Origin of the sequence: Enterocloster bolteae (genome assembly GCF_002234575.2) — a bacterium.
In the GTDB taxonomy this organism is placed as follows: Bacteria; Bacillota; Clostridia; order Lachnospirales; family Lachnospiraceae; genus Enterocloster; species Enterocloster bolteae.
Window position 1 is genome coordinate 3,235,386 of sequence record NZ_CP022464.2, and the last position, 23,359, is coordinate 3,258,744.

Genomic DNA, 23,359 nt, shown 5'->3' on the forward strand with positions numbered 1-23,359 from the left:
TCTGGAATGGATTCCTGACATGAATATCCGGAATACAGCATTTTTAGATGTGGTTTAGAGAACTATACGGTATGATACATACCATAACGGTTATTCAAAGAATACTGCATCTGAAAAATAAAAGGAGATACGAGCCATGAAAAGAAAGATTGCTTTACTGCTGATCACAGGGATTTGTCTGGCAAACACCGTGCCTTGCTTTGCGTCCCCGTCAATGAAGGTAAGTGTTTCAAGTTCCGAAGAAAATCAATATTCCACGCTTCCTGACGGGGATACCCTGCAAAAGGATGTGGGATTCAGGCCAAAGGCGCCTGCAAGCCTGGCTGGCGGTTATCTGTTTGGCAGCGGAAATATTACGGAATCATTTGATCTTGATTCAAATGGCGCTCCTGTCAACAAACAGAAAGGTATAAGCTTTAAATATATAAAAAAGGACAATAATACCTCCAAATCCGTTTCCCTGTCCGCAGAACCAGCGTCAGGCCAGTCCCTTTCAAGCAATGCGTCTGTTATAAAATATGGGGAGACAGACTTGTATTATAGTACGGCAGAAGCCAATTCCCTGGCCTGGATTGACGGGGACGTACGCTACATTCTTATGGACATCAATAAGATTGTGACCAGGGATGAATTGGTGGCCATGGCTGAGGATATGATTGATTTGGGTAAAGATTTACACTGACATCAAAACAGATGCAGCAATACCGGCTTTTGCCGGCGTTGCTGCATCTGCTGTTTTAGATGCTTATGTTGACATATCTCCATGCAATTCGATGAAACTACTTCTGTTTCCTCCACGTCTGCTTCACTTTTGCAAAATTCAGGATGACATCCACTGCGCCCTCCGGTCCTGTGACACTGCTGTTAAGACACAGATCATAGCTGCGCGGGTCGCTCCATTTCTTGTTGGAGTAATAATTATAGTAGCTGGCGCGCTGTTTGTCTGTCTTAATCATGATGTCCTTTGCCTTGGACGCGTCTACCTTGTACAGGTCCTGAAGGCGTTTTATCTTGTCATCGTCGTTGGCTGTGATGAATACGCTGACCACATTGGGGTAGTCCTCCAGGGCGTAATCCGCACACCGTCCAACCATGACGCAGGAGGCCTCTTCCGCCAGCTTTTTGATGGTGTCAAACTGAGCAAGGAATATCTTATGGTTAATAGGCATATCGGAATATCCCGATGCCGTATAGCCCATGGAATAGGAATCCATAACCAGTGAGTAGAGGAAACTGCTGGTGGGCCGTTCATCGTGTTTCTCAAACAGCTCCTCGCAAAGTCCGCTGTGTTTTGCAGCCATGGATAACAATTCCTTGTCGTAGCACTTAACACCCATCTTTTCTGCCAGTAATTCGCCGATCATCTTGCCGCCGCTGCCACACTGCCTGCCAATGGTGATAATTAGATTATTTGTCATTCTACATTCCCCTTTCTGCACTGTCTGTCCTGTAGGTCATAAGTCATATTTTATCTATTAAGTATTATAACTCAAAAATTCAGAAAAGTATATAGAAATGTACAAAAAAGTAAAAAATAGTATTAAGCTTTGCGACAAAAGTGACAACTTGTCTATTAAAGTATGTTTTTACTGCGCTTTTTCATCCTGGTTTCAGCTTAAGGTGCGAAGGAGTTTCTCAAAGTAATCCGGCAGGGGCGCTGAAAATTCCATATATTCTCCGGTCCTGGGGTGAATGAACCCCAGGATGCCGGCATGAAGTGTCTGTCCGCAGAGACCGCTTATAGGACACCTGGCAGGCCCGTACACAGCATCCCCCAAAAGAGGATGGCGGATACTGGCCATGTGGACGCGAATCTGATGGGTGCGGCCTGTCTCCAGCCTGCACTCCACATGGGTGTACTGCCTGAAACGGTTCAGAACCCTGTAATGGGTTACTGCATTCTTGCCGTTCTGGTAATTGATGCTCATTTTCTTGCGCTCCACTGGATGGCGGCCAATGGGCGCGTCCACTGTCCCCTCATCCTCTGCAATGACGCCATGGACAATAGCCTGGTACCTGCGGGTGATGGAGTGTTCCTTGAGCTGGGCAGCGATGGAGCTGTGGGCCATATCATTTTTACACGCTATGATGACCCCGGTGGTATCCATGTCGATCCGGTGCACGATGCCCGGCCGCATGACGCCGTTGATGCCGGACAGCTGGTCCTTGCAATGGTACATGAGGCCGTTTACAAGGGTATGGCTGTAATGTCCGGCAGCCGGATGGACCACCATTCCTTTAGGCTTGTTGATGAGGATAAGGTCCTGGTCCTCATAGAGAATATCCAGGTCCATGGGCTCTGCGTCGATTTCCGGCTCCACGGCCTCCGGCACTTCCAGCTCAATCCTGTCGTCTTCCACCACGATATAGCTTGCCTTTATGCCCTGGCCGTTAACCAGGACCTGCCCTGATTTAAGGAGCTTCTGGATGTAGGAGCGGCTTAAATCAGGGCAGGCTTCGGCAAGGTATTTATCAATACGCACATGGTCCTCCATATCCGTTGGATAAAATTCCTGTTTCAAAGGGGTGTCTCCTCCTGTCTGATGTATGATGCTACTGCTTTTTCAATGAGAAACATGCCATGTCCTCGTCCTTATAATAAAACATGATTAAAAACACAAGGCAGGCAGCGCCGATGGTTACATAGCAGTCGGCCACATTAAAAATAGGAAAATTAATCAGTTTAAAATACAGGAAATCCACCACATATCCCTGACTGACCCGATCAATCATATTGCCCACAGCGCCTGCGCTTATCATCATCAGGCAGACAGCCAGGGGACGGTATTTTCCGTCTGACGGCATCTTATATATGAGGTAAGCCACGGCTCCCAGCACAAGGACCGCGATGAGAAAGAAGAAAAGCTGCTTTTCCTGCATCATTCCGAAGGCAGCGCCCCTGTTTTCCGAATAATAGAATTCAAATACCCCGTTCCAGATGACAAAGGGCTTCTGGCCTTTTAAGGATTGTACCACCAGTCCCTTGGTCCACTGGTCCAGGCCCACAAGGATGGCGAAACCAATGAGGAAGCTGGCAATCAGGGATTGCTTTTGTTTTGTCATTATGCCTGTCCTCCTATCACATCAAAACCAGCCCTCATCTCATCAGCCGTAACAGTCGTATCCACATACGCCTGTCCAATGGCCTTAAGCAGGACAAAACGGATGACGCCGGCGTCAACCTTTTTATCGCTCTGGGTGGTTTTAAGGACCTGATCCCACACAAGACCCGGCGCAGCGTCAGGAATTCCAAAGGAAAGGAAGGTATTTCTGATGTCCGCCATCTCCTCCTCTGTAAGCATGCCTCTGAGCTGGGAGATACGGGCAGCCCCAATGCAGCCCAGCCCCACGCAGTGGCCGTGGTGCATGGTGAAATTCTCCAGCTTCTCAACCGCATGGCCCAGGGTATGGCCGAAATTCAAAAGAGCTCTTTCTCCCTGTTCCGTGGGATCCTCTTCCACCACACGCTTCTTAATCATACAGCTCTCATAAACCATGGCCTGGCACAGATCCAGGTTCCTGGCAGCAATGCCCTCACGGTTGTCCTTCAGCCACTGATAATACTCCCGGTTCTTAATCAGGCCGTGTTTCACCACCTCGCCCATGCCTGAGGAGAACTGTTCCTCAGGAAGGGTTAAAAGGGTGCGCAGGTTGGCATAAACCAGCCTGGGCATATGAAATGCGCCTACCATGTTTTTATAGGCGTCAAAATCCACGCCGGTCTTGCCGCCTATGCTGGAATCCACCTGTGAAAGCAGGGTGGTTGGAATCTGAATAAAGTCAACTCCCCTGAGATAAGTGGCGGCTGCGAAACCGCATAAATCGCCCACCACGCCGCCGCCCAGGGCAGCCAGCATATCCTTTCTGTCAAAACGCTCCAGAATCAGGTGCTCATACAGGTTTCGCACCGTATCCAGATGTTTATGTTCCTCCCCGGCCGGGAAGGTAAAAACCGAAACAGACTTGCAGCATCCGGCCAGAACAGCGCGCACCTCCTCCAGATACAGGGGCGCCACATTGGAATCCGTCACAATGCAAATTTTGTGTTCCTTAACAGGAAGGCAGGATACTGCCTCCTTTAAACCGTCAAAGGATTGGGTCAGTACGATATCGTAGATAGCCTTCCCATCCCTGCATACATTTATCCTGTCAGCCATGCCAGTGTCCTCCTGATTTTATACAACAAATCGGCAGACACACCAGGTCTGCCGCATACTTGTCCCCTGTACAGGGGCTTCTTTTTCCTTGTCAACTACAAATGGATATTGAGTCCTGAGACATCCATGCCCATGGCGCTGCCTGCGGCCAGGATGTCCTGGAAATCCCCGGACAGTTCCACGGAATCAGGTGTTGCGATGAAGATATAATTAGATATCTTCTGCAGATTGCCGTTCATGGAATAGGTAGCTCCTGAGGTGAAATCTATGATTCTCTGAGCCACTTCTGTATGTATACCCTCCATATTCAGTACCACCGCCTTGCCTGCCAGAAGGTAATCACAGATGTCTCTGGAATCCTCCATGGATGTGGGTTTAATCATCGTCACTTCCATGCTGCGTCTCATAGGTACTACTTTGGGATTGGATCTTCCTAAAAACCGGGGCTTGTCCTGCTCCTCTTCTTCATCATATTCCGTATTCTTCTTTGAGAACAGTCCCTTGCGCGGGGCCTCCTCTTCAAAGTCATCGTCCAGGTAGTAATCATCCTCTTCCTCATCAGGATTTAATCTCATGGTATCCATTAACTTACCTAACAGACTCATCTTACACTCTCCAATCTCTATATGAAGTGCTTACTGGGGGAAACACCTTATCGTGAACCGAAAATACCGGTACCGACCCTGACCATGGTCGCTCCTTCTTCAATGGCAACCTCGTAATCCCCAGTCATTCCCATTGAGAGCACACTCATAGTAACATTATCAATGTTTTTGCCACCTATGTCAACAGCAAATTCAAATAATTTTTTAAAAATTCCACGATTTTCTTCTGGATTATCTACAAAAGGCGCAATTGTCATAAGTCCCTTAATATGCACATGGGGGAAATCCTTAATCTGCATAATGGCATCCTCCACTTCCTCCATAAGGAACCCGTATTTACTCTCCTCTCGGGCCACATTGACCTCCAAAAGAATGTCCACATCCAGTCCGAGCTTTGCCGCGTCGTCCTCAATCTGCTGGGCCAGGCGCAGGGAATCCACAGAGTGAATCAGCACGGCCTTGTCAATGACCTGGTGAACTTTGTTGCGCTGCAGATGACCAATCATATGCCATCGGATATCCTCCGGAAGCTCCGGTTTTTTGTTCAGTATTTCCTGTACCTTGTTCTCACCGAAATCCCTGGCCCCGGCATCATAAGCCTCCATAAGCATGGGAACGGGTTTTGTTTTGCTGACAGCGATGAGAGTCACTTCCTCAGGATTTCTTCCCGCCCTGCGGCAGGCATCTTCAATATGCTTTCTTACTTCTTCCAGCTGTTTTTTTATCATATTGTTTTCCTCCCTTATTGGTACAGCAGCTGTCCTTCCTCCACCATGGAGGCATCCAGCACGATGTGGTCGTACACGGACAAGCCGTATTTCATGTTCTTCCGCACAGTATAATATTCACTGTTGGAATCCAGTATATCAATTTGTTTGAAAATAGTATAGCCTTTATTAATATTGTAAACACCCTTCAGGGAAGCAGTCCTCCCAATCTGGTAACGGTCCGAGGATTCGGGCCTGACCACATAATCCCCTGCCTTGAAGCCGTTTTCCTCTCCCATGTCCACGTAATAAAATTCCTCGTCCGAATAGTAAACCGTAGTGGGCACGAAGACAATGGATGTGCCGTTTTCCGTATAAACTTCCTTATAAAAACCGTCCTCCGAGGAATCGCCGCCCTGGGTCATGTACTCCAGCGGTATGAGGTAAAAATTCTTGTCCGTCACTGCGCTGACAGGAATTTTAAGGCCGTCAGCCTTATCCACTTTTATCTCAAAATCCACGAATCGGTCTGAGATAAACTGTTCCATATATTTTGAAAAATCCAGTTTCCCGTAGGCAGCTCCATCCTTGCCTGTAAAGGTGGAATAGGCGGCCGGTGTGCTGAGGGAATAGTCGCGGAATACGACCCGAAGGACAGTCTTGTCATTATAAAGGGCCGCGTCCTCTTCGCTCAGCGGAAATACAATGGACCATTTTTCCGAAGTAACAATTTTATAGGCCGGAGAGCCGCTGTCAATCAAATCCCCGGATTTATGTACTGTCTTGACGTAGGTGCTTCGGTCAAAGGAAGCTGCCTCCACGTCTGACGTTGTCATGGATTCAAAGGAGTCAATTCCGTAAGATACCACTCCCGATACATCGGATCGGACCTGTTCAAAGACAGCCCCGGACTGTTCCGCCAGCTTGTCTAACTGGTCCAGGGTGCTGAAGCTGGAATATTCCATCACTGAGGCGTCCAGGGAAATTCTGGCGTCATAGATGGTTCCGAAATCCTGGTTCTGAAAGGACAGGACAAAGGATGTAAGCTGCTTTTTAAGGTCCGACAGGCTGTCATCGGAAAGAGAACTGCCCTCCTCGGCATTCTCTTTTAACAGCGCCTCCAGGTTCCCAGTCTCGTCCAGAGAATAAATACGGCTTCCCACAGAAGCACGTTTTCCCTCACGCAGATAATAATTGATATAGCCGGAGCGGTCTGCTGTCCGCACCTGCTCCTCACGGAGAATCAACCCGTTGTAGATTCGGTTATTGACGATTCCGCCGTCCACTACCTCATAGAACTGAATCTTCTCCCGTTTCAGATACGTATAAACGCTGAATACCAGGTAAATAAAAATGATAAAGAAGATAATCATTCCCACGTTGATGTTGAGAGGCCTGCGGTAACGTACGACTTTTTTGTTTTTCTTTTTGGCCATAAATCCGGCCTCCTTTTACAAAATACACATCACTTCACAAAAAGCTGCCCTCCATACCAGGCATTTTAATCCCAGCAGGTTGGCAGCCTATAAGTCCTGTCTGTATTTTATCACAGAAAATGTATCATTACAATGAAATAATCACATCGCCCTTAGCACACTCAGGAAGCTCCGCAGCGTCCATGGAAATACTTAACACAAAGGTTATATGGTATTTTTCACCGATATTTTTCAATGTCATATATGTATCAGAAATGTCTGCTCCCTCCAGGCATGACAGCTTTAAAAAGCTATCCAGGTACATAGTCTCCAAATCGTGATCCTGAGAGATAATACCACAGATAAATCCTAAAAATCCATCGCTGTTTGTAAGTGGGAATTCATTGACATTAATGAGACGAATTTTGTTGTTTAACTCATACATATGCTGGGCACTTTTATCCAGATATACGACAGTGCCGTTGGCCCCCTTGATTGCTGCATTGGCCATATCTAACAGATGTTTGGTCTTGCCTTTACCTTTTTTTCCTGCAATAATCTGAACCATACCAATCTCCTCCTTGAGTTATATATGTTGTATAAAAAATCAATTAAGATTACTCTAATTATAGTATAAATTCATAGAAAGCGCAATCACTATTTGACGATTTTAGAAATTATATTTGTCATGTTATCATATAGGCCGGGACGGCTGTCTGATTTCAGTACAACAGATATATATTCCTTATCATTCTGGTCCCTGGTAGCCATGATGAGACAATAGCCGGCTGCGTTGGTAGTGCCTGTCTTTCCCCCGAATACGGTCAGGCCTTCCGGCGTCTCCCGCTCCCTTGTCATGAACCAGTTTCCGCCTTTCCATGTCTTGGTGACGGCCTGGCTGTCCTTGTCGTGGTAGTTGGCCGTATAGGATGTGGTACCCACAATCTGCCGGAATACCGGATATTTAAGGGCCTCATTGAAAATGAGATACAGGTCATAGGCCGTGGTATAATGGTCCGGATCGTTAAGCCCGTGAGGGTTTACAAAATGAGTTCCGGTGGCTCCCAGACTGGCAGCCTCCTGGTTCATCATATCCGCGAACTTGTCAATGCTGCCCGCAATGTGCACTGCGATTGCAGCGCCTGCGTCATTGCCCGAAGGAAGCATAAGCCCGTATAAAAGCTGTTCCAATGTCAGGGTATCTCCCGGTTCAATGCCGCACAGGGTTGCCCCGGATTCCGTGATAACAGCATCATCCGTCACAACTACCCGGGCGTTTAAATCGCCGTTTTTAATGGCTACCAGAGCGGTCATAACCTTGGTGATACTGGCCGGATACAGCCGTTCAAAGGCTTCCTTGCTGTAGAGTGTTTCCCTGTCGCTGACATCAAAAAGGGCAGCTGCCTCCGATGTCACATAATTTTCGTCAAAGCTGCCTTCATCCTCCACTACACATAAATCCGAAGCAAAACCGTCTGCATAGCGCACGGTCCGGGACAGGCTGTCCTCCATGACCGGGATTCGCTCTTCCAGGCTGTAGGGTTCCTTAATGCCTGAAAGACAGCCCGTGGTGGAAAGGGCGACAGCCCCCAGAAGAAGCGCACACAGAAAGCTGCGCGTCCGCACTGCCTTCATTACCTGACTACCTCTCGCCATTCCATATCGCCCCTGTCAAGCGCCTTGATAAGCAGTTCGGCAGATGCCAGATTGGTGGCAAGGGGAATGTTGTAGATATCACACAGGCGGACCACATCGTTTACATCCGGCTCATGTGATTTGGGATTCTGCGGGTCACGTAAAAAGATGACCAGATCCATCTCATTGTGCTCAATCTGAGCAGCCATCTGCTGCATTCCGCCCAGATGCCCTGCCAGATATTTGTGAATATTAAGGTTAGCCACCTCTTCTATCAGGCGGCCTGTGGTACCTGTTGCATACAGTGTGTTCTTGCTGAGTATTCCCCTGTATGCGATGCAGAAGTTCTGCATCAGTTTCTTTTTTGCGTCATGTGCAATCAAACCAATTGTCATATTAAATTAACCCTCCTTGGATTAGATATGTCTTGTTTCTCTCTGAAGCCCCACATTGAGCACCAGCCCTATTCCCATAAAAATACTGATTAAAGAACTGCTTCCGAAACTGATGAACGGAAGGGGAAGTCCTGTATTGGGAAAGATGCCTGTGGCAACAGCGATGTTGGCAAATGCCTGGAACGCAATCAGTGTTGCCATGCCCACACAGATAAGGCGGCCGGATAAATCCCTGGCCCGTGCAGCCATCATAAGACATTCATAAATTATTAATAAAAATAAGGCGATGACCACCACACAGCCGATGAAGCCCAGCTCCTCGCCGATCACGGCAAAGATGAAGTCCGTCTGCTCCTCTGACAGGAAATTACCATTCTTGACAGACGCTATGGTGGTGTTGAAAAGCCCTTTGCCTTTTAGCTGGCCTGAACCAATGGCAATGATGGAGTTGTTCTGCTGATAACGGGCCTCTCCGTACTGGTCCGGATAAAACCAGGCCAGGATACGTCCTGCCTGATAATCCTTTATGAATGGAATCATACCGTGAAGCAGCAGGTAGACAAAGGTGGCCATTACGGGAATGGTAACAGCCAGGGTTCCTGCAATCCACTTATAGCTTATGCCGCTTGCAAATACGATTCCCAGTACCATTACCATAATTACAAGACAGGTAGACAGATTCGGCTGTTCAAAGATCAATGCCGCCGGAATGGCAAACAGTACGGCTGCTATGGCCACAGTGCTGACCTGATTAATCTTTTCCTGGTATTTCATGAAATACCAGGAAAAGGTTATGATAAGGCCTATCTTAACAAACTCTGATGGCTGAAGCTGGCCGATGGCCGGAACCTCAATCCAGCGCCTGGCGTTGTTCACCACATTGCCCCAAATCAGTACGGCCACAAGGCTTGCAATACACAGGCCGTATATGAGGGTACTGAAGTTCAGGATTTTGTGGTAATCCACCAGGGAAAGACCAATGGCCACAGCCAGTCCTATGAACACTCCTAAAAGCTGCTTGTTGACTGCATCCGCGTTCATATTCGTAGCGCTGCGGATAACCAGCACGCCGATGACGTTGAGTACAATCATATAAAATATCAGCCGAAAATTAAAATGTCTGAAATCATAATCCAAAAACATATTTAATATAGCCCCTTGTTCGATATGGAACGAATCGGTATGTTGGCATGAAGCACAGGCAGTGTCCGGCAGCCGCCCTTTTGGGGACTGCCCTCTGTATCCATCTGTATCTGGACTTTGTCCTTTTCTATCTCCATATATTTGGAAATGGCGTGTATCACGTCATCTTTTATCATCAGTATCATCTCCGGTGAGCAGCCTGCCTTATCGGATACCAGCAAAAGCTTTAGCCGCATCTTAGCTGTCTCTCCGGAACGCCTGGTTTGAAACCCCTGGAACCATCTCACCTTGACACCATCCCTTCTATGCTCTCTTAAGTATTCCGCGCAGCCTGGCAAAAAAGGTTTCCGTCTCACCGGGATTTGTCATAGGTATGCTCTCTCCCAGTATCCTGCGGCAGATATCAAGATAAGCCTGTCCGGCCGTAGAGCCCAGTCCCACCAGAGGTTCTCCCTGGTTGGTGGAAATGACGATGTTCTCGTCATCGGGCACTGCTCCGATGATGTTTACTGCCAGAATGTCCGTCACATCGCTTAAAGACATCATGTCTCCCCTACGGACCATGTCGGCTCGGATCCGGTTGACAATCAAGTCAATCTCGTCTATCTCCGCATGTTCCAGCAGCCCGATGATACGGTCTGCATCGCGGATAGCCGAAACCTCCGGCGTCGTGACTACCAGTGCCCTGTCAGCACCGGCTATGGCATTGTAAAATCCCTGTTCAATGCCTGCGGGACAATCTAACAGTATGTAGTCAAATTCTTCCCTCAGGTCATCAACCAGCTTTATCATCTGCTCCGGATTCACGGATGTCTTGTCCCGTGTCTGGGCCGAAGGCAGAAGGTATAGGTTCGGGTATCTTTTGTCTCTTATCAGGGCCTGCTTCATACGGCAGTTGCCTTCCACCACGTCTACAAGATTGTAGACAATGCGGTTTTCCAGTCCCATGACCACGTCCAGGTTGCGCAGGCCGATATCTGTATCAATCAGCACTACCCGCTTACCCAGGATAGCCAGTCCTGTTCCCACATTGGCAGAAGTAGTCGTCTTGCCTACCCCGCCTTTTCCAGAAGTAATCACAATGACCTCGCTCATGATGAAATCCTCCTGAAAATTACTTTACCTTCCTATTGTACATTAAATTTCGTAAATTTACCAGTATTTTTTTGGCATTAAGCAAAATTTAACATATTGTTTAGGAATGACTTTTTTAAAGACCGCATAACAATGGCCCCATCTTCCGCCAGGGCTATCATGGGTCCCCGCCCCAGACGCTTGTTTCTCTCGTTGAAACGGCTGCTCATATCCCCGATGCGGATTTGCAGGGGAGCCATGTCAAGGGCCATGACAACGGCCTGGGGATTGCCGGACACACCGGCTGTCACTGTACCTTTAAGTTCTCCCAGTACAATGACATTGCCCTTGGCCGTCACCCTTGCTCCGTGATCCACATTTCCTATGATCACGATGCTGGCCTCGGATTCCAGGCAGTCTCCGCGCTTCAGTGTTCCCCGGTAGAACTGCCCTGTCTGGGAGTTCAGTTCCATCAGCTTATCATTCAGTGCTTTCTCACAGCGTTCAATCCGTTCCGCATCCGTGTCCAGAAGACAGAGGACTTCAATCTGTGAGTTCTTCGTAATCGTATCGACAATTGCAAATTCCTGGGCCGCAGTCAGATCCCTGCCCTCCAGGGTCAGGGTCATCTGGACCGAACCCCAGAAACGGGCGCTCTCACTGAACTTTTTCCCGATGGCGTCCAAAAGCTCGCCAAATGGCAGTTCAGGGTCCAGGATGACAGTCATTCCTGCCTTGCTGCTCTTGATTACAACTGCATTGCGCATACAATCACCTCTTTTGCTGGTTTAGTCACCAATATTTACATTTGATACACCTAATGCACCGGAGCTTTCTATCTGCTCCAGGGTGGTATATTTATAATAATACTCGTACACCTTTTTGCCAAGGGTTGCGGCGTTAGTTCCCGCATATCCGTAAGGAATATTTACAGTCACGGCAATTTCCGGATGGCTGTAAGGCGCAAAGGAAACGAAGAAGGCATGGTTGGAACGGCTCTTGTCCTCCTGGGCTGTTCCGGTTTTGCCTGCCACCTCCACAGGGAGGTCGGAGAAAATACTCTTGGCGGAGCTGTCCGTGATTACCCGGCGCATACCGGTCTGGACCGCGTCCCAGGTACTGTCAGCCGCGTCCACATGGGAGCTGATGGCAGGGGTATAGTCCTTAATCAGGTTGCCGTCAGAGTCGGTAAGTTTATCTAAAAGACTCAGCTCAAATACATTTCCGCGGTTGGCAAGAGCTGCCACATAGCGGGAAAGCTGGACATTGGTGTAGGAATGGGTGCCCTGTCCCATGGCGGAACGCTCCGGGTCCTCCGATGATATCTGGGGCTCGTTCTCGGAAATCTCCACACCTGAGGTGTGATCCAGACCGAAAAGGGTGGCGTATTTGCGCAGGGTGGCAAGACCCTGGTCCGGCGAATAGGTGCCGTCCGGCTTCATACAGAGCCTGTGGGCCAGCTCGGCGAAGAAGTAGTTGCAGGAGTTCTGTATGCCTTCCTCGATGTTCTCGCTGTTATGGCGTCCGGGCCAGATCCAGCACTTGATGGGCTTGGAAATCTGATCGTATATACCGGTACACTCGATGGTGTCCTGAAGTCCTATCACGCCCTCTTCCAGGGCTGCCACAGCCGTGATGGGCTTAAAGGTGGAACCGGGGGCCTTCTGGGCCTGCGTGGCGTTGTTGTAAAGGGGTCTGGACATGTCGTCCTGGAGCTGGCTGAAGTAAGCCGCGTCCACGCTGCCCGACATCAGGTTATTGTCATAGCTGGGATATGTGACCAGGGCCCGGACTTCACCTGTTTTTACGTCCGTCACCACCACTCCTGCCGTACACGGGTCAAGAGCCAGCTGCGCCGGTGTCAGCTCCAGGTTGGATATCTTTTCCTTGATAAACTGGTAGGTGTAGGTGGAATCCCCCATCTGGAGGGCGGCTATGGCCTGGGCGTCATATGCCAGCACGCCCTGGGCATAAAGGGCCAGACAGAGTTCACGGCCTGTTATGACCTCATCGTTAATCAGGTAACGGAACATGCGCTTTGTAAATTTGTTGTCGCTGCGCAGGGATTCGATGACATGGTCCACCAGCTGGGTGAATATATCGTCTGCATCGGAGTATTTACTGGTCACGTCCAGACGGGTGGTGTCCACCCAGTTTCCCGCGATTCCGCTGTAAATATAATCCCTCAGGCTGATAGTGCCATCCCTCCACGCCTGGTATTCCGGCGAGGACTGGTCAATCTTATCCTTCTGTATGATCCCCACGGACCCGTCAGACAGATAAGCATAGATATAATTCATATAGGTAGCCATGTCCTTGGGAAGATCGTTCATGGCCAGGGCATGGGAGCTGAGAAGCTCGTTGCGTATCGCCCCGAGTATCTGATCCCTGGATGTCTCGTATTTGCTGTAAATCTGTTTTTCAATGTCGGACGCCCCTTCCTGGGACATATCCATCAGGGACAGCACATTGTTGTTAATCAGCTGGTAATAGGCGTCCTTTACAGGAATGGGTATTTTGGAAGGGTCATAAGTCTTGTCGGGGTCCAAATCATCGTACTGGAGATGGTAGCTGATGATACCGGCCAGCTGCTGCTCTATCAGCTTGTAAATAGCAATCTGCAGATCCCTGTCAATGGTCAGGTACACATCATCCCCGGCCTTGGCGTCCGTCTTTTCAATGATTTCACGGGGACGCCCCATGTTGTCCACATACATCCTGGAGTAGCCCTTTTCTCCCTGAAGCTCCAGCTCCATGGATTTCTCGATTCCGATACGGCCCACAATATCGTTGAGATCGTACTTGTCCGGAGCGTCTTCCGGCAGGCCGGCCGCCTCATCGGACTGGTGCCACTGCTCGTTCAGGGCGGACAGCTGATCCTCCTGAACCTTGCCGGTATAGCCGATGATAGGGGCAAAATAGATGCTGTCCTCATACTTGCGCACATAGGACTGCTCCACCGCAACTCCCTTTAAGTCCGCGGCGTTCTCATTGATTTCCACCATGGTCTCATTGCTGATATTGGTGGCCACGGTGGTGGTCTCGTACTTCTGGTATTCGGTCAGCTTCATGGTATAGATAATATTGATCATGCCCAGGGCTATGTTGTCCGGTATGACCAGGGGATTGCCTTTTTCATCCTTCATCTTATCCAGCTCATAATCCACCTTCTTGCGCTCAAAGGCCTCCCTGGCCGTGATGTTGGTGGGATATTTGCCCTTTGGGTCATTTAGGCTTGCGGTGGAGGAAAGACCGTAAAAATTCAGGAAGAAACGGGTTCTGGCCGAATCAGAGCTGGATGTGAAGAACATCTCACCGTTCTGATCAAGGGCAATCTCGAATTTTCCCTCCACAGTCTCACCGCGGCGGTCCAGTATCCGTACCAGGCGGTACAGCATCTGGTTGCGTGAGCTGGGCCTGGGATAATCCCCCAAATCCTGTATGGTAACGGAATAAGCCAGCTCATTATAAGCCAGCCTGTTGCCGTTTCTGTCATAGATGTTGCCCCTGGACCCCGGTGTGGTGACGTTTTTTTCCGTCCTCTGCATATAGGTTTCCTGGTATTCGCTTCCGTCCAGAATCTGCATCTGAAACAGCTTGCCTAACAGCCCGGCAAACATGACGGTAAACATCACGGAAAGGGCAAAGAGCCGTGAGCTGAACAGCTTCTTGAAAAATTCTTTTACAATTTCTAACAGTTCGTCAAACAAGTTTTGTGTCTCTCCTTTTTCCTATATCCTCCACACGTCTGCTGGCGGAAAGGAACAGCCTGTAAATCAAAAGAGTGGTAACTGCAGTAAATATAATCTCCGGAAGCATGATGTTCCTGAAATAATAAGGAAGATTCAGACGTCCGCGGATTAAGAAGCGGAATATATATATATACATGCTGTACCAGATTCCGTTGAAAATACTGAGTATCAGCGGAAGGGTGATGTAGTCTTCGTAATAGTACTTGGTAAAAATGCCGTTGGCATAGCCGATATAAATATAGATAAGGGTATAAAAGCCAAAAGGCCCGCTGTAGAAAAGGTCCAGTAAAAGGCCTGAAAGAACGCCGTAAAACATCCCCGCATTCTTCCCATGGATAAAGCCGAAGGAAAACGTAAGGATTAAAAGCAGATTGGGCGTTGCCGACAAAAACGGGAGCAGGGGAAATACACAGTTCTGCACCGTAAATGCCAGCACGATAAACAATATATTGATGAGTACCTGTTTTATCTTTGCTTGAATCACTGGGCAGCCGCCTCTCCTGTATCTTTGATATCTGTAATAATCAGCACCTCCTGCAGATTATTAAAATCAGCCACCGGAATCAGATAGCCTGACTGGGTCAGGTGGTCCGGGTCAATGGAGACATCCGCAGCATATCCAACCAGGATGCCCGGAAGGAACTTGGTGCTGATGTTGGAGGTGACGATCTGATCGCCGTCCCTGAGAACCGCATCCTTTGAAAAATCCGTAAGCTTAAGACGCCCCTCCTCATAGAGGGTCAGATCTCCTGCCACAATACAGTTATAGGAGGAATCCAGCTTCATGGCTCCCACACGGCTGGAATCGTCAATGATGGAACGCACCGTGGCGTAATTGGCGCCCACATCCGTCACAATGCCCACCAGGCCGCCGTCGGCAACCACGTTCATGTCCACGGCCACTCCGTCGGCAGAACCCTTGTTGATGCGGAATACCTGGAACCATTTTTCTGAATCACGGGCAATGACCCTGGCCCCGATTTTATCATACTGCATGTAATCCTGGTCAAGCTCATAGAGCTTCCTTAAGCGGTCCAGTTCAAACTGCTCTGCCTGCAGACGGTTATTGTCCTCTGTGAGCTGTACAATCTGGGTCTTCAGTTCCTCATTTTCCCGCAGCGCGTCTTTTAGGCTGCCGTAATCCTTTAATTCGTTATAGATGCCGGTTCCCACTGCGTTGACTCCTGTCTGTATGGGAATCAGAAAATAACCCACACCGGTGCGCAGGGGTTCCATGATGCCGTCCTTCAGGGATGTGATGCAGATGAGCAGTACGCACAGCACCGTAAGTCCTGCCAGAATATATTTACTGTGTTTGGTTTCCATGGATAAACTTCCTCTTACATTAAATTCTCTTCGCGGAAACTGAGATACCGCCTGTCTCCGATGACAATGTGATCGATCAGTGTGATTCCCACCAGGTCTCCCGCTTCTTTCAGGCGTTTGGTGAGCAGTATGTCTGCTCTGCTGGGGGTGGGGTCTCCGCTGGGATGGTTGTGAACCAGCACCATGGACACGGCCCGGCACCTGAGGCCTTCGATGAGTACCTCACGGGGTGTCATGACAGATGCATTTACTGTCCCTCTGGCCATAATCTGATCACGAACCATGGCCTGCTTGGTATTCAGAAACATGACCCGGATTTCCTCCTGCTCCAGATGGCGCATATCTTCCATATAATAGTCCGATATTTCCTCCGGACGGCCAAAGTAAAGAGTATGCTCGCTGGCCTTCCGCTTCCAGATGCGTTTTGACAGCTCTCCTATACAAAGCAGCTGGACCCCCTTTACCTTACCAACTCCCTTGATTCGTGTAAAATCATCCAGGGAATGGTGCAAAAGGCCCAGCAGGCCGTCTCCGGGGCTTCCCAGAGCCAGCAGGCTGTCTGCCAGGTCCAGGGAGTTTCCTTCCCTGCTTCCGGTGCGCAGGATGACTGCCAGAAGCTCTGTATCGGACAGGCTGTCCGGACCCAGACTCAGACATTTTTCATAGGGGCGGTCCTTGTGGGGCAGATCCTTAATTCTTATTCTTTCCATCTCTCTCCTAACTACGCACCTCTCCAAGCACAAAGTCAGGAAAATTATATATACCGGTAAATGATGAGTGCCACTGCCACGCCGATGATACTGGCCATGGTAATCTTGATGGTCAGTCCGAAGGTGATGACCAGGATGCCGAAATTAATTACCAGAGGCGAATCCAGCCCAAAGGATTGTCCGAAATTCAGCCAGTTCAGCCAGGAAATCCCTTCTGCCAGCTGTCCCATAAAGCCTCCCAGGACAATGCCTGCCAGCAGCATGATTAAAAGTATCCAGAAATTCTTGTAATGCATGTGTCTTACCCTCCGGTCAGTCAGGCCAAACCCCTGGGCCGCAGGACCTGGGTTCAGCCTAATTAGTATATATTACCATAAGTTTCCTGGGGTGTCATCTTAAGATTTTCAAAACCCCGTCATCCAACAGCTGCTGCAATGACTTGAGTATTCCCAGCTTTGCATGGTACCAGGTCAGTCCTCCCTGGAAATATACGGCATAGGGCGGCTTAATGGGGCCGTCAGCCGAGAGCTCGATGGACGATCCCTGGACAAAAGCGCCTGCTGCCATAATAACAGGGCTGTCGTATCCAGGCATATCCCATGGCTCGGGTGTCACATAGCTGTCCACAGGCGCGGCTGCCTGTATTCCCTTGCAGAAGGATATGACGCCCTCCGGCGTGCCGAAGGTGATGGCCTGGATGATGTCGTGACGGGATTCACTGCCGTCTGGCACCACGCCGTAGCCCAGGCGCTCATAAATATTGGCCGCGAATATGGCGCCCTTTAAGGCTCCTGACACCACAACAGGGGAAAGAAAAAGCCCCTGGTACAGCTGCTGGTTTAACCCCAGGCTGGCGCCTACCTCCTTGCCCAGTCCGGGAGCGCTTAAGCGGTAGGACGCCCGTTCAATACAGTCCTTTCTGCCCACGATATAGCCGCCGATGGGAGCCAGTCCGCCGCCGGGATTTTTGATCAGGGAACCTACAATCATATCCGCCCCCACATCGGTTGGCTCCAGGGTTTCCACAAACTCACCGTAGCAGTTGTCCACCATGCAGATAACGTCCGGTTTTATGTTCTTTATGAAGGAAATCAATTCCCCAATCCGCTTCACAGACAATGTGGGACGGGTGGCGTACCCTTTGGAACGCTGTATGGTCACCAGTTTTGTCCTTTCATTTATGGCTGCCGCGATGCCCTCATAGTCAAAGGAACCGTCCTCAAACAGGTCCACCTGGCGGTAGACCACCCCATATTCCTTAAGGGAACCCACAGAATCCCTGATTCCTATGACTTCCTCCAGGGTGTCATAGGGCTTGCCCACAGGCGACAAAAGCTCGTCCCCTGGACGCAGGTTGCCTGACAGGGCCACATGAAGGGCATGTGTGCCGCTCATGAGCTGAGGACGCACAAGGGCGCTCTCACCGTGGAATACGCTGGCATACACATCCTCCAGCGTATCGCGTCCCAGGTCATTGTAACCGTAACCTGTGGTAGCTGCAAAGTGGATGTCGCTGACACGGTTGTCCTGCATTCCCTTGATAACCTTCATCTGATTGTATTCCGCCACCGCATCAATGGCCTCAAAGCGTTCCCTCAGCGCTTTTTCCGTCTCAGCCGCAAACTCCCTGACTTCCCGGCTGATGCCAAGGCTTTCGTACATCTGGTTCATTCCATTTATATCCATTGGTTTATAATCCTCCGTTTTCCGGTTTGTTATTGTAGCACGATTCCCTGCTTTGCGCAATCCTCTAATATCCGTTCCAGGACGTTTGAGACATCCCCTCCGAAATCAGGCAGATTCAAAAAGCGCACATCCCTTTCCCGTTTGAACCAGGTCAGCTGGCGTTTTGCAAAATGTCTTGTATCGCGTTTCAGTATATATACAGCCTCATCCAGGCTGCATCTGCCTTCCAGATAGTCCAGAATCTCCTTATATCCCAGCCCCTGCATGGAGGTATGGCCTCTCCGGCAGCCCATATCCTTTAATGCCTTTACTTCCTCCACCAGTCCCTGTTCCATCATCAGGTCCACCCTGCGGTCAATTCTCTCATAGAGCAGGGCCCGGTCCGTGTTCAGAACATAATAGAGGAAATTGTAGGGGGATTCCTTCTCCCTCTCCTGCTGGTTATGGAGGGAAATCTTCTCCCCTGTCTGGCGGAAGTATTCAATGGCCCGGATGACACGTTTTATATTGTTGGCATGGATTTGGGCGGCTGCCTCCGGGTCCACCTGGCGGAGCATGGCATGAAGGAGCTGGGGAGCCCTCTCTCCCTCCCTCTCAGCCAGGGCTTCCAGTTCCCTGCGGACAGGGCTGCTGTCCTCATTTTCTTTAAAATCAATGTCGTACAGCAGGGCCTGTATATAAAAGCCGGTTCCGCCGGCAATGACAGGAATGCGGCCGTGGCTGTAAATCTCCCTCAGGGCCTCCTTTGCCATCTGCTGGAAGGTGACCACATTAAAGGAGTCCCGGGGATCCAGCACGTCAATGAGATAATGGGGAACCCCGTCCATTTCCCCGGGAGTCACCTTGGCAGAGCCGATATCCATATGCCTGTATACCTGCATGGAATCCGCGCTGACGATCTCCCCGCCAATGGCCTTTGCCAGCCGGATGGAAAGGGCGGTCTTTCCCACTGCCGTGGGTCCTGTGAGGACAATGAGCGGCTGCTTCATATGTTAAAAGCTCCTTTCAGACAATGCGTTTGAATTTTTTCTCCAGCTCATACTTGCTCATGGAGATGATGGTAGGCCTGCCGTGAGGGCAGGCATAGGGATTTTCCAGGTCCAGAAGCTGGTCAATGAGCACATTGGCCTCCTGGAAGGACATGGTATGATGTCCTTTGACAGCTGCCTTGCAGGACATGGAGGCCACCTTTTCATAGATGATGTCCGGGTTATGTACAGACATATCCTCCGAGAGCCCGTCGATCATCTCTGTCAGCAGTTCCTTCTTGGCAATGGAAAACAGGTTGGCAGGCACGCCGCGCACCGCGTATTCCCTGCCGCCAAAGGGTTCTATCTCAAAACCGATTCCCGTGAAATAATCCATATACTTCTCCAGGAGAAGTTCTTCGTTCATGTTCAGTGTAAGGATAATGGGCGGGTCCACCATCTGCATGTCGTACTGCCTTGTCTTTAAGGACTTGATGGTATTCTCATAGAGCACCTTTTCATGGGCAGCATGCTGGTCAATGATGAACAGCTGTTCATTGTACTCCACCATCCAGTAGGTGTCAAACAGCTGGCCGATAAGCTTGTGCTTCAGCCTGGCCTTGGGGTCCAAAAGCTTGCCGTCAAACAGGTCCAGCTGTTCCGGCCCGGCGGTGCAGCCGGCTGTACCGGCTCCTGTATGGGCAGAAGCGGTACCGGTTGTGTCTGAATTCCCGGTCATACCGGGTTCCGGATGACTGGGGACTGTCTGGCCGGAGTCTGACTGACCGGGCGCTGTCTGGCCGTGGGCTGTCTGGCCGTGGGCTGTCTGGCTGGAAATTGTTTGGCCGGGGCCTGTCTGACCGGAAGCTGTCTGACCAGGTGCCGTCTGGCCGGAGCCTGTCTGTCCGGAAACTGTCTGTCCGGAGTCTGTCTGGCCGGAGTCTGTCTGGCCGGAGTCTGTCTGGCCGGAGTCTGTCTGTCCGGAAGCTGGCCCGCCGGCCCCAATATCCTTCCCGGCAGAAACCGTGTTTTCCGTTTGATGGGGATTAACTGCGGCCGGGGAGACTGAACGTTTTTCCTGTTCCTTTCTTCTCTCCTTCAGCCAGTCAGGCATCAGCTCATTGACAAAGGATGGCCTGGGCGGGGCTGACTGGGTGTAAACTGAACCGGCGCCGGAGGACGGGCCGCCGTTCTGTACCTGGACGGGGCTGCCGGAGGTTTTCTGGCTTAGGTTCTCCCGCCTGCGCACCTCGAACGGCTCCGGGCGGGGAGCCAGTTTCTCTGCCAGCTGCCTGGCCTCCTTTTCCTGTTTTGCTTCCAGGCTGACCTGGGGGATCAGCTCCTTGTGGGCCAGGGCATTGCTGACAGCCCTTAACACTGCATGGTACACCTTTTCCCCGTCGGCAAAGCGCAGTTCCATCTTGGTGGGATGCACATTTACGTCCAGGGTGTCCGGCTCAATATGGAAATGCAGCATGGTAAAGGGATACTTGTGCTGCATCATATAGGGTTTATATGCCTCCTCAATGGCCTTGGATATAATGGAACTCTTGATGTAACGGCCATTGATGAAATAATTTTCATAATTCCGGTTGGATCTGGCTATGACCGGCTTGCCTGTAAATCCGGTGACTGTAATCCAGTCCTCATTGATTTCCACCGGGAGAAGGTTTCCCGCAATCTCCCGTCCGAATACAGTATATATCAGGTCCTTCAGGTTGTGGTTTCCTGAGGTGTAGAGCTTATTTTGATTGTTCTGTATGAAGCGGATGGAAATATCCGGGTGGGAAAGGGCAATCTTCTCCACCAGGGCCGCCACATGGGCGCCCTCTGTCATGGGTGTCTTAAGGAATTTCTTCCTCGCAGGCGTGTTGTAAAACAGGTTTCGGGCAATGATGGTGGTACCATCAGGGGCGCCTATTTCCTCCAGCCCCTTCTCAACCCCGCCTTCAATCTGGTACCGGGAACCGGTAAGGCTGTCCCCCGTCTTTGTAATCAGCTCCACCTGGGCCACGGCCGCTATGCTGGCCAGGGCCTCGCCGCGGAAACCCAGGGAGGAAATGGTGAATAAATCCTCCACTGTCTTGATTTTACTTGTGGCGTGGCGCAGGAATGCCAGGGGTATTTCCTCCTTTGGGATGCCCCATCCGTTGTCGGTGACGCGAATCATGGAACAGCCGCCGTCCTTGATTTCCACGGTTACGGCGGTGGCATGGGCGTCAACGGCATTTTCCAGCAGCTCCTTCACTACGGAAGCAGGCCGCTCAATGACCTCGCCGGCTGCAATTTTGTTGATGGTGCTTTGGTCTAAAACAGTTATGTTGGCCATGTTTAAGTTCCTTTCTGTCTGTACTCAGCCAAAAAGTATCTCTAAAAGCCGGCCCCAATCTCAGATGCCAGGGCCGGCTTTATCAGTTGCTTTTTACAGGTATATAATCCCTGACCTGTATCTACTTTACCGACTTGCCGGAACGTTCGGAAAGGAACGTGCGCAGGCCGTTTATGCAGACAGCGCCCATCTGTCTCTTATCCAGAAGATAGCCGCCATGGTCCATGGTATATAACACCAGGCACTGCTGTGTCTCGCATATGTGGGATATCTGGCTGTATGCGTGTACTGCCCTGCATCCGGTTGGAACAGTCTGAATTAAAGAGGCCACTGCGGATAAAGCCCGGCCCCATGGTGCGGACCAGATACGCCAGAATCAGGAAGAGGGTCTTCAGTTATCATATCAGATTCCTTTTCCTTGCTGCACCGGCGGCCTTCCGCCCCAATACTGCATTACATGATGCAGCACGGTTTATCCCCTCTCTTTATATACAACAAAACCAGATAAAACACAAGCCCTTTTTACAGAACCATGGGCCTTTGAACCATGGGTCTTACCAGGTTATGGGCACTACAAATCCATAAGTCCCTCCAGAACATGGACCTCCATGCGTCCCTGCTCCAGGTCCACATTCAGAATACAGTCACCGATAGCGGGAAGCATCAGTTCCTTTCCGTCCTTCATGGCAACCACATATACATCATTGGCCCCTGTTTCCAGCACATCCTTAAGGGTTCCCAGCTCCGCGCCCTGGTCCGATACCACAGTAAGTCCAATCAGGTCCGTGATAAAGTATTCATCGGGCTCCAGGTCCACGGCCTGATCCCTGGTTATCAGCAGGTCCCTGGATTTATATTTTTCTATTTCATTTATATTGTCATATCCCCTGAATTTGAGGATGACCATGTTCTTGAAGAATTTCACATGTTCGATTTCCATGGGAATATGCTCTTTTCCTGTGTCAAGGATGACTTCCTTCAGCTCTTTGAAACGCTTGGCGTCATCTGTGGTGGGGAATACCTTTACTTCCCCTTTGATTCCGTGGGCGGAGGTTATGACTCCCACTCTCAGCATGTTTTCCATACACCTGTCACCTTTCTGTGATAAGTAATTTTACGGATAAATGTTCCGGGACAATATTCCCGGGCAATAAATGAACCGCCAGCCCTGCGGCCAGCGGTCCTTCATTGTCTGCGTACTGAATCCTGCTTACTGAATCTCAACGATTACTTTCTTGTCTTCCTTGGATGCAGCGGCCTTGACAACGGAACGGATTGCCTTTGCAATCCTGCCCTGCTTGCCGATGACCTTGCCCATGTCGGCAGGAGACACCTTAAGCTCAATCAGGGTGTCCTCGCCCTTCATTGATTCGGTAACAACAACTTCTTCTGGGTTATCGACCAGTGCTTTCGCAATCACTTCGACTAATTCCTTCATCTTAACACCTCATTGTCAA

General features: G+C 50.1%; 26 protein-coding genes. 1 reads left to right on the forward strand and 25 read right to left on the reverse strand.

Going from position 1 to position 23,359, the window contains the following annotated elements:
- The first annotated feature begins 136 nt into the window (after window positions 1–136).
- On the forward strand, window positions 137–682 hold the full coding sequence (locus CGC65_RS15215; protein WP_002567716.1) for a hypothetical protein: 546 nt from the start codon (window positions 137–139) through the stop codon (window positions 680–682).
- A 97-nt stretch (window positions 683–779) separates the two neighbouring features.
- Here the strand turns inward: CGC65_RS15215 and CGC65_RS15220 are convergent, their stop codons facing one another.
- From CGC65_RS15220 to CGC65_RS15345, 25 genes are all read right to left on the reverse strand, one after another.
- Window positions 780–1,418 (reverse strand): cytidylate kinase-like family protein, encoded by a 639-nt coding sequence (locus CGC65_RS15220; protein WP_007037172.1) that lies wholly within the window; start codon window positions 1,416–1,418, stop codon window positions 780–782.
- A gap of 192 nt (window positions 1,419–1,610) precedes the next feature.
- On the reverse strand, window positions 1,611–2,522 hold the full coding sequence (locus CGC65_RS15225; RefSeq protein WP_002567718.1) for an RluA family pseudouridine synthase: 912 nt from the start codon (window positions 2,520–2,522) through the stop codon (window positions 1,611–1,613).
- Between the two features lie 31 nt (window positions 2,523–2,553).
- Window positions 2,554–3,063: a signal peptidase II gene (gene lspA, locus CGC65_RS15230; protein WP_002567719.1), complete on the reverse strand. Its 510-nt coding sequence runs from the start codon at window positions 3,061–3,063 to the stop codon at window positions 2,554–2,556.
- Entirely contained in the window at window positions 3,063–4,157 is a 1,095-nt protein-coding gene (gene aroB / locus CGC65_RS15235; RefSeq protein WP_002567720.1) for a 3-dehydroquinate synthase, read from the reverse strand. Before aroB ends, lspA begins: the two co-directional genes overlap by 1 nt.
- A gap of 95 nt (window positions 4,158–4,252) precedes the next feature.
- Window positions 4,253–4,762 carry a cell division protein SepF gene (locus CGC65_RS15240; protein WP_002567721.1) on the reverse strand — a complete coding sequence of 170 codons (510 nt, stop codon included), beginning with the start codon at window positions 4,760–4,762 and terminating at the stop codon, window positions 4,253–4,255.
- Between the two features lie 47 nt (window positions 4,763–4,809).
- Entirely contained in the window at window positions 4,810–5,490 is a 681-nt protein-coding gene (locus tag CGC65_RS15245; RefSeq protein WP_002567722.1) for a YggS family pyridoxal phosphate-dependent enzyme, read from the reverse strand.
- Window positions 5,491–5,504: 14 nt separating this feature from the next.
- Window positions 5,505–6,905 carry a biotin/lipoyl attachment domain-containing protein gene (locus CGC65_RS15250; RefSeq protein ID WP_002567723.1) on the reverse strand — a complete coding sequence of 467 codons (1,401 nt, stop codon included), beginning with the start codon at window positions 6,903–6,905 and terminating at the stop codon, window positions 5,505–5,507.
- Between the two features lie 127 nt (window positions 6,906–7,032).
- Window positions 7,033–7,452 carry a hypothetical protein gene (locus CGC65_RS15255; RefSeq protein ID WP_002567724.1) on the reverse strand — a complete coding sequence of 140 codons (420 nt, stop codon included), beginning with the start codon at window positions 7,450–7,452 and terminating at the stop codon, window positions 7,033–7,035.
- 89 nt (window positions 7,453–7,541) lie between these two features.
- The gene (locus CGC65_RS15260) at window positions 7,542–8,519 is read right to left on the reverse strand and encodes a D-alanyl-D-alanine carboxypeptidase family protein (protein ID WP_002567725.1); all 978 of its coding nucleotides are present in this window, start codon (window positions 8,517–8,519) and stop codon (window positions 7,542–7,544) included.
- The gene (gene mgsA, locus CGC65_RS15265) at window positions 8,519–8,914 is read right to left on the reverse strand and encodes a methylglyoxal synthase (RefSeq protein ID WP_002567726.1); all 396 of its coding nucleotides are present in this window, start codon (window positions 8,912–8,914) and stop codon (window positions 8,519–8,521) included. The genes CGC65_RS15260 and mgsA overlap by 1 nt, the downstream gene beginning before the upstream one ends.
- Window positions 8,915–8,935: 21 nt before the next feature.
- Window positions 8,936–10,057, reverse strand: coding sequence for an FtsW/RodA/SpoVE family cell cycle protein (locus CGC65_RS15270; protein ID WP_002567727.1), 1,122 nt, complete (start codon window positions 10,055–10,057; stop codon window positions 8,936–8,938).
- Between the two features lie 2 nt (window positions 10,058–10,059).
- Window positions 10,060–10,344, reverse strand: coding sequence for a cell division topological specificity factor MinE (gene minE / locus CGC65_RS15275; protein ID WP_002567728.1), 285 nt, complete (start codon window positions 10,342–10,344; stop codon window positions 10,060–10,062).
- A 16-nt stretch (window positions 10,345–10,360) separates the two neighbouring features.
- Window positions 10,361–11,152 carry a septum site-determining protein MinD gene (gene minD, locus CGC65_RS15280; protein WP_002567729.1) on the reverse strand — a complete coding sequence of 264 codons (792 nt, stop codon included), beginning with the start codon at window positions 11,150–11,152 and terminating at the stop codon, window positions 10,361–10,363.
- Between the two features lie 77 nt (window positions 11,153–11,229).
- Window positions 11,230–11,898, reverse strand: coding sequence for a septum site-determining protein MinC (locus CGC65_RS15285; RefSeq protein ID WP_002567730.1), 669 nt, complete (start codon window positions 11,896–11,898; stop codon window positions 11,230–11,232).
- Between the two features lie 21 nt (window positions 11,899–11,919).
- Complete coding sequence (locus tag CGC65_RS15290; protein WP_002567731.1) at window positions 11,920–14,841, reverse strand: penicillin-binding transpeptidase domain-containing protein; 2,922 nt, start codon at window positions 14,839–14,841, stop codon at window positions 11,920–11,922.
- A complete protein-coding gene (mreD, locus tag CGC65_RS15295) occupies window positions 14,834–15,367 on the reverse strand; it encodes a rod shape-determining protein MreD (RefSeq protein WP_002567732.1) in 534 nt (177 codons plus the stop codon). The genes CGC65_RS15290 and mreD overlap by 8 nt, the downstream gene beginning before the upstream one ends.
- On the reverse strand, window positions 15,364–16,209 hold the full coding sequence (gene mreC, locus CGC65_RS15300; protein ID WP_002567733.1) for a rod shape-determining protein MreC: 846 nt from the start codon (window positions 16,207–16,209) through the stop codon (window positions 15,364–15,366). Before mreC ends, mreD begins: the two co-directional genes overlap by 4 nt.
- A gap of 14 nt (window positions 16,210–16,223) precedes the next feature.
- Window positions 16,224–16,919, reverse strand: a complete 696-nt coding sequence (radC, locus tag CGC65_RS15305; RefSeq protein WP_002567734.1) for a RadC family protein — start codon at window positions 16,917–16,919, stop codon at window positions 16,224–16,226.
- A gap of 44 nt (window positions 16,920–16,963) precedes the next feature.
- The gene (locus CGC65_RS15310) at window positions 16,964–17,215 is read right to left on the reverse strand and encodes a DUF4321 domain-containing protein (RefSeq protein ID WP_002567735.1); all 252 of its coding nucleotides are present in this window, start codon (window positions 17,213–17,215) and stop codon (window positions 16,964–16,966) included.
- Between the two features lie 94 nt (window positions 17,216–17,309).
- Window positions 17,310–18,605, reverse strand: coding sequence for a methionine gamma-lyase family protein (locus tag CGC65_RS15315; RefSeq protein WP_002567736.1), 1,296 nt, complete (start codon window positions 18,603–18,605; stop codon window positions 17,310–17,312).
- 29 nt (window positions 18,606–18,634) lie between these two features.
- On the reverse strand, window positions 18,635–19,594 hold the full coding sequence (gene miaA / locus CGC65_RS15320; RefSeq protein WP_002567737.1) for a tRNA (adenosine(37)-N6)-dimethylallyltransferase MiaA: 960 nt from the start codon (window positions 19,592–19,594) through the stop codon (window positions 18,635–18,637).
- Window positions 19,595–19,610: 16 nt separating this feature from the next.
- Window positions 19,611–21,902: a DNA mismatch repair endonuclease MutL gene (mutL, locus tag CGC65_RS15325; RefSeq protein ID WP_002567738.1), complete on the reverse strand. Its 2,292-nt coding sequence runs from the start codon at window positions 21,900–21,902 to the stop codon at window positions 19,611–19,613.
- A gap of 121 nt (window positions 21,903–22,023) precedes the next feature.
- The gene (locus CGC65_RS15330; protein ID WP_051070355.1) at window positions 22,024–22,233 is read right to left on the reverse strand and encodes a YcxB family protein; all 210 of its coding nucleotides are present in this window, start codon (window positions 22,231–22,233) and stop codon (window positions 22,024–22,026) included.
- A 240-nt stretch (window positions 22,234–22,473) separates the two neighbouring features.
- Window positions 22,474–22,986: a ribosome maturation factor RimM gene (gene rimM, locus CGC65_RS15340; RefSeq protein WP_002567739.1), complete on the reverse strand. Its 513-nt coding sequence runs from the start codon at window positions 22,984–22,986 to the stop codon at window positions 22,474–22,476.
- Window positions 22,987–23,112: 126 nt separating this feature from the next.
- Entirely contained in the window at window positions 23,113–23,340 is a 228-nt protein-coding gene (locus tag CGC65_RS15345) for a KH domain-containing protein (RefSeq protein WP_002567740.1), read from the reverse strand.
- Window positions 23,341–23,359 lie beyond the last annotated feature (19 nt).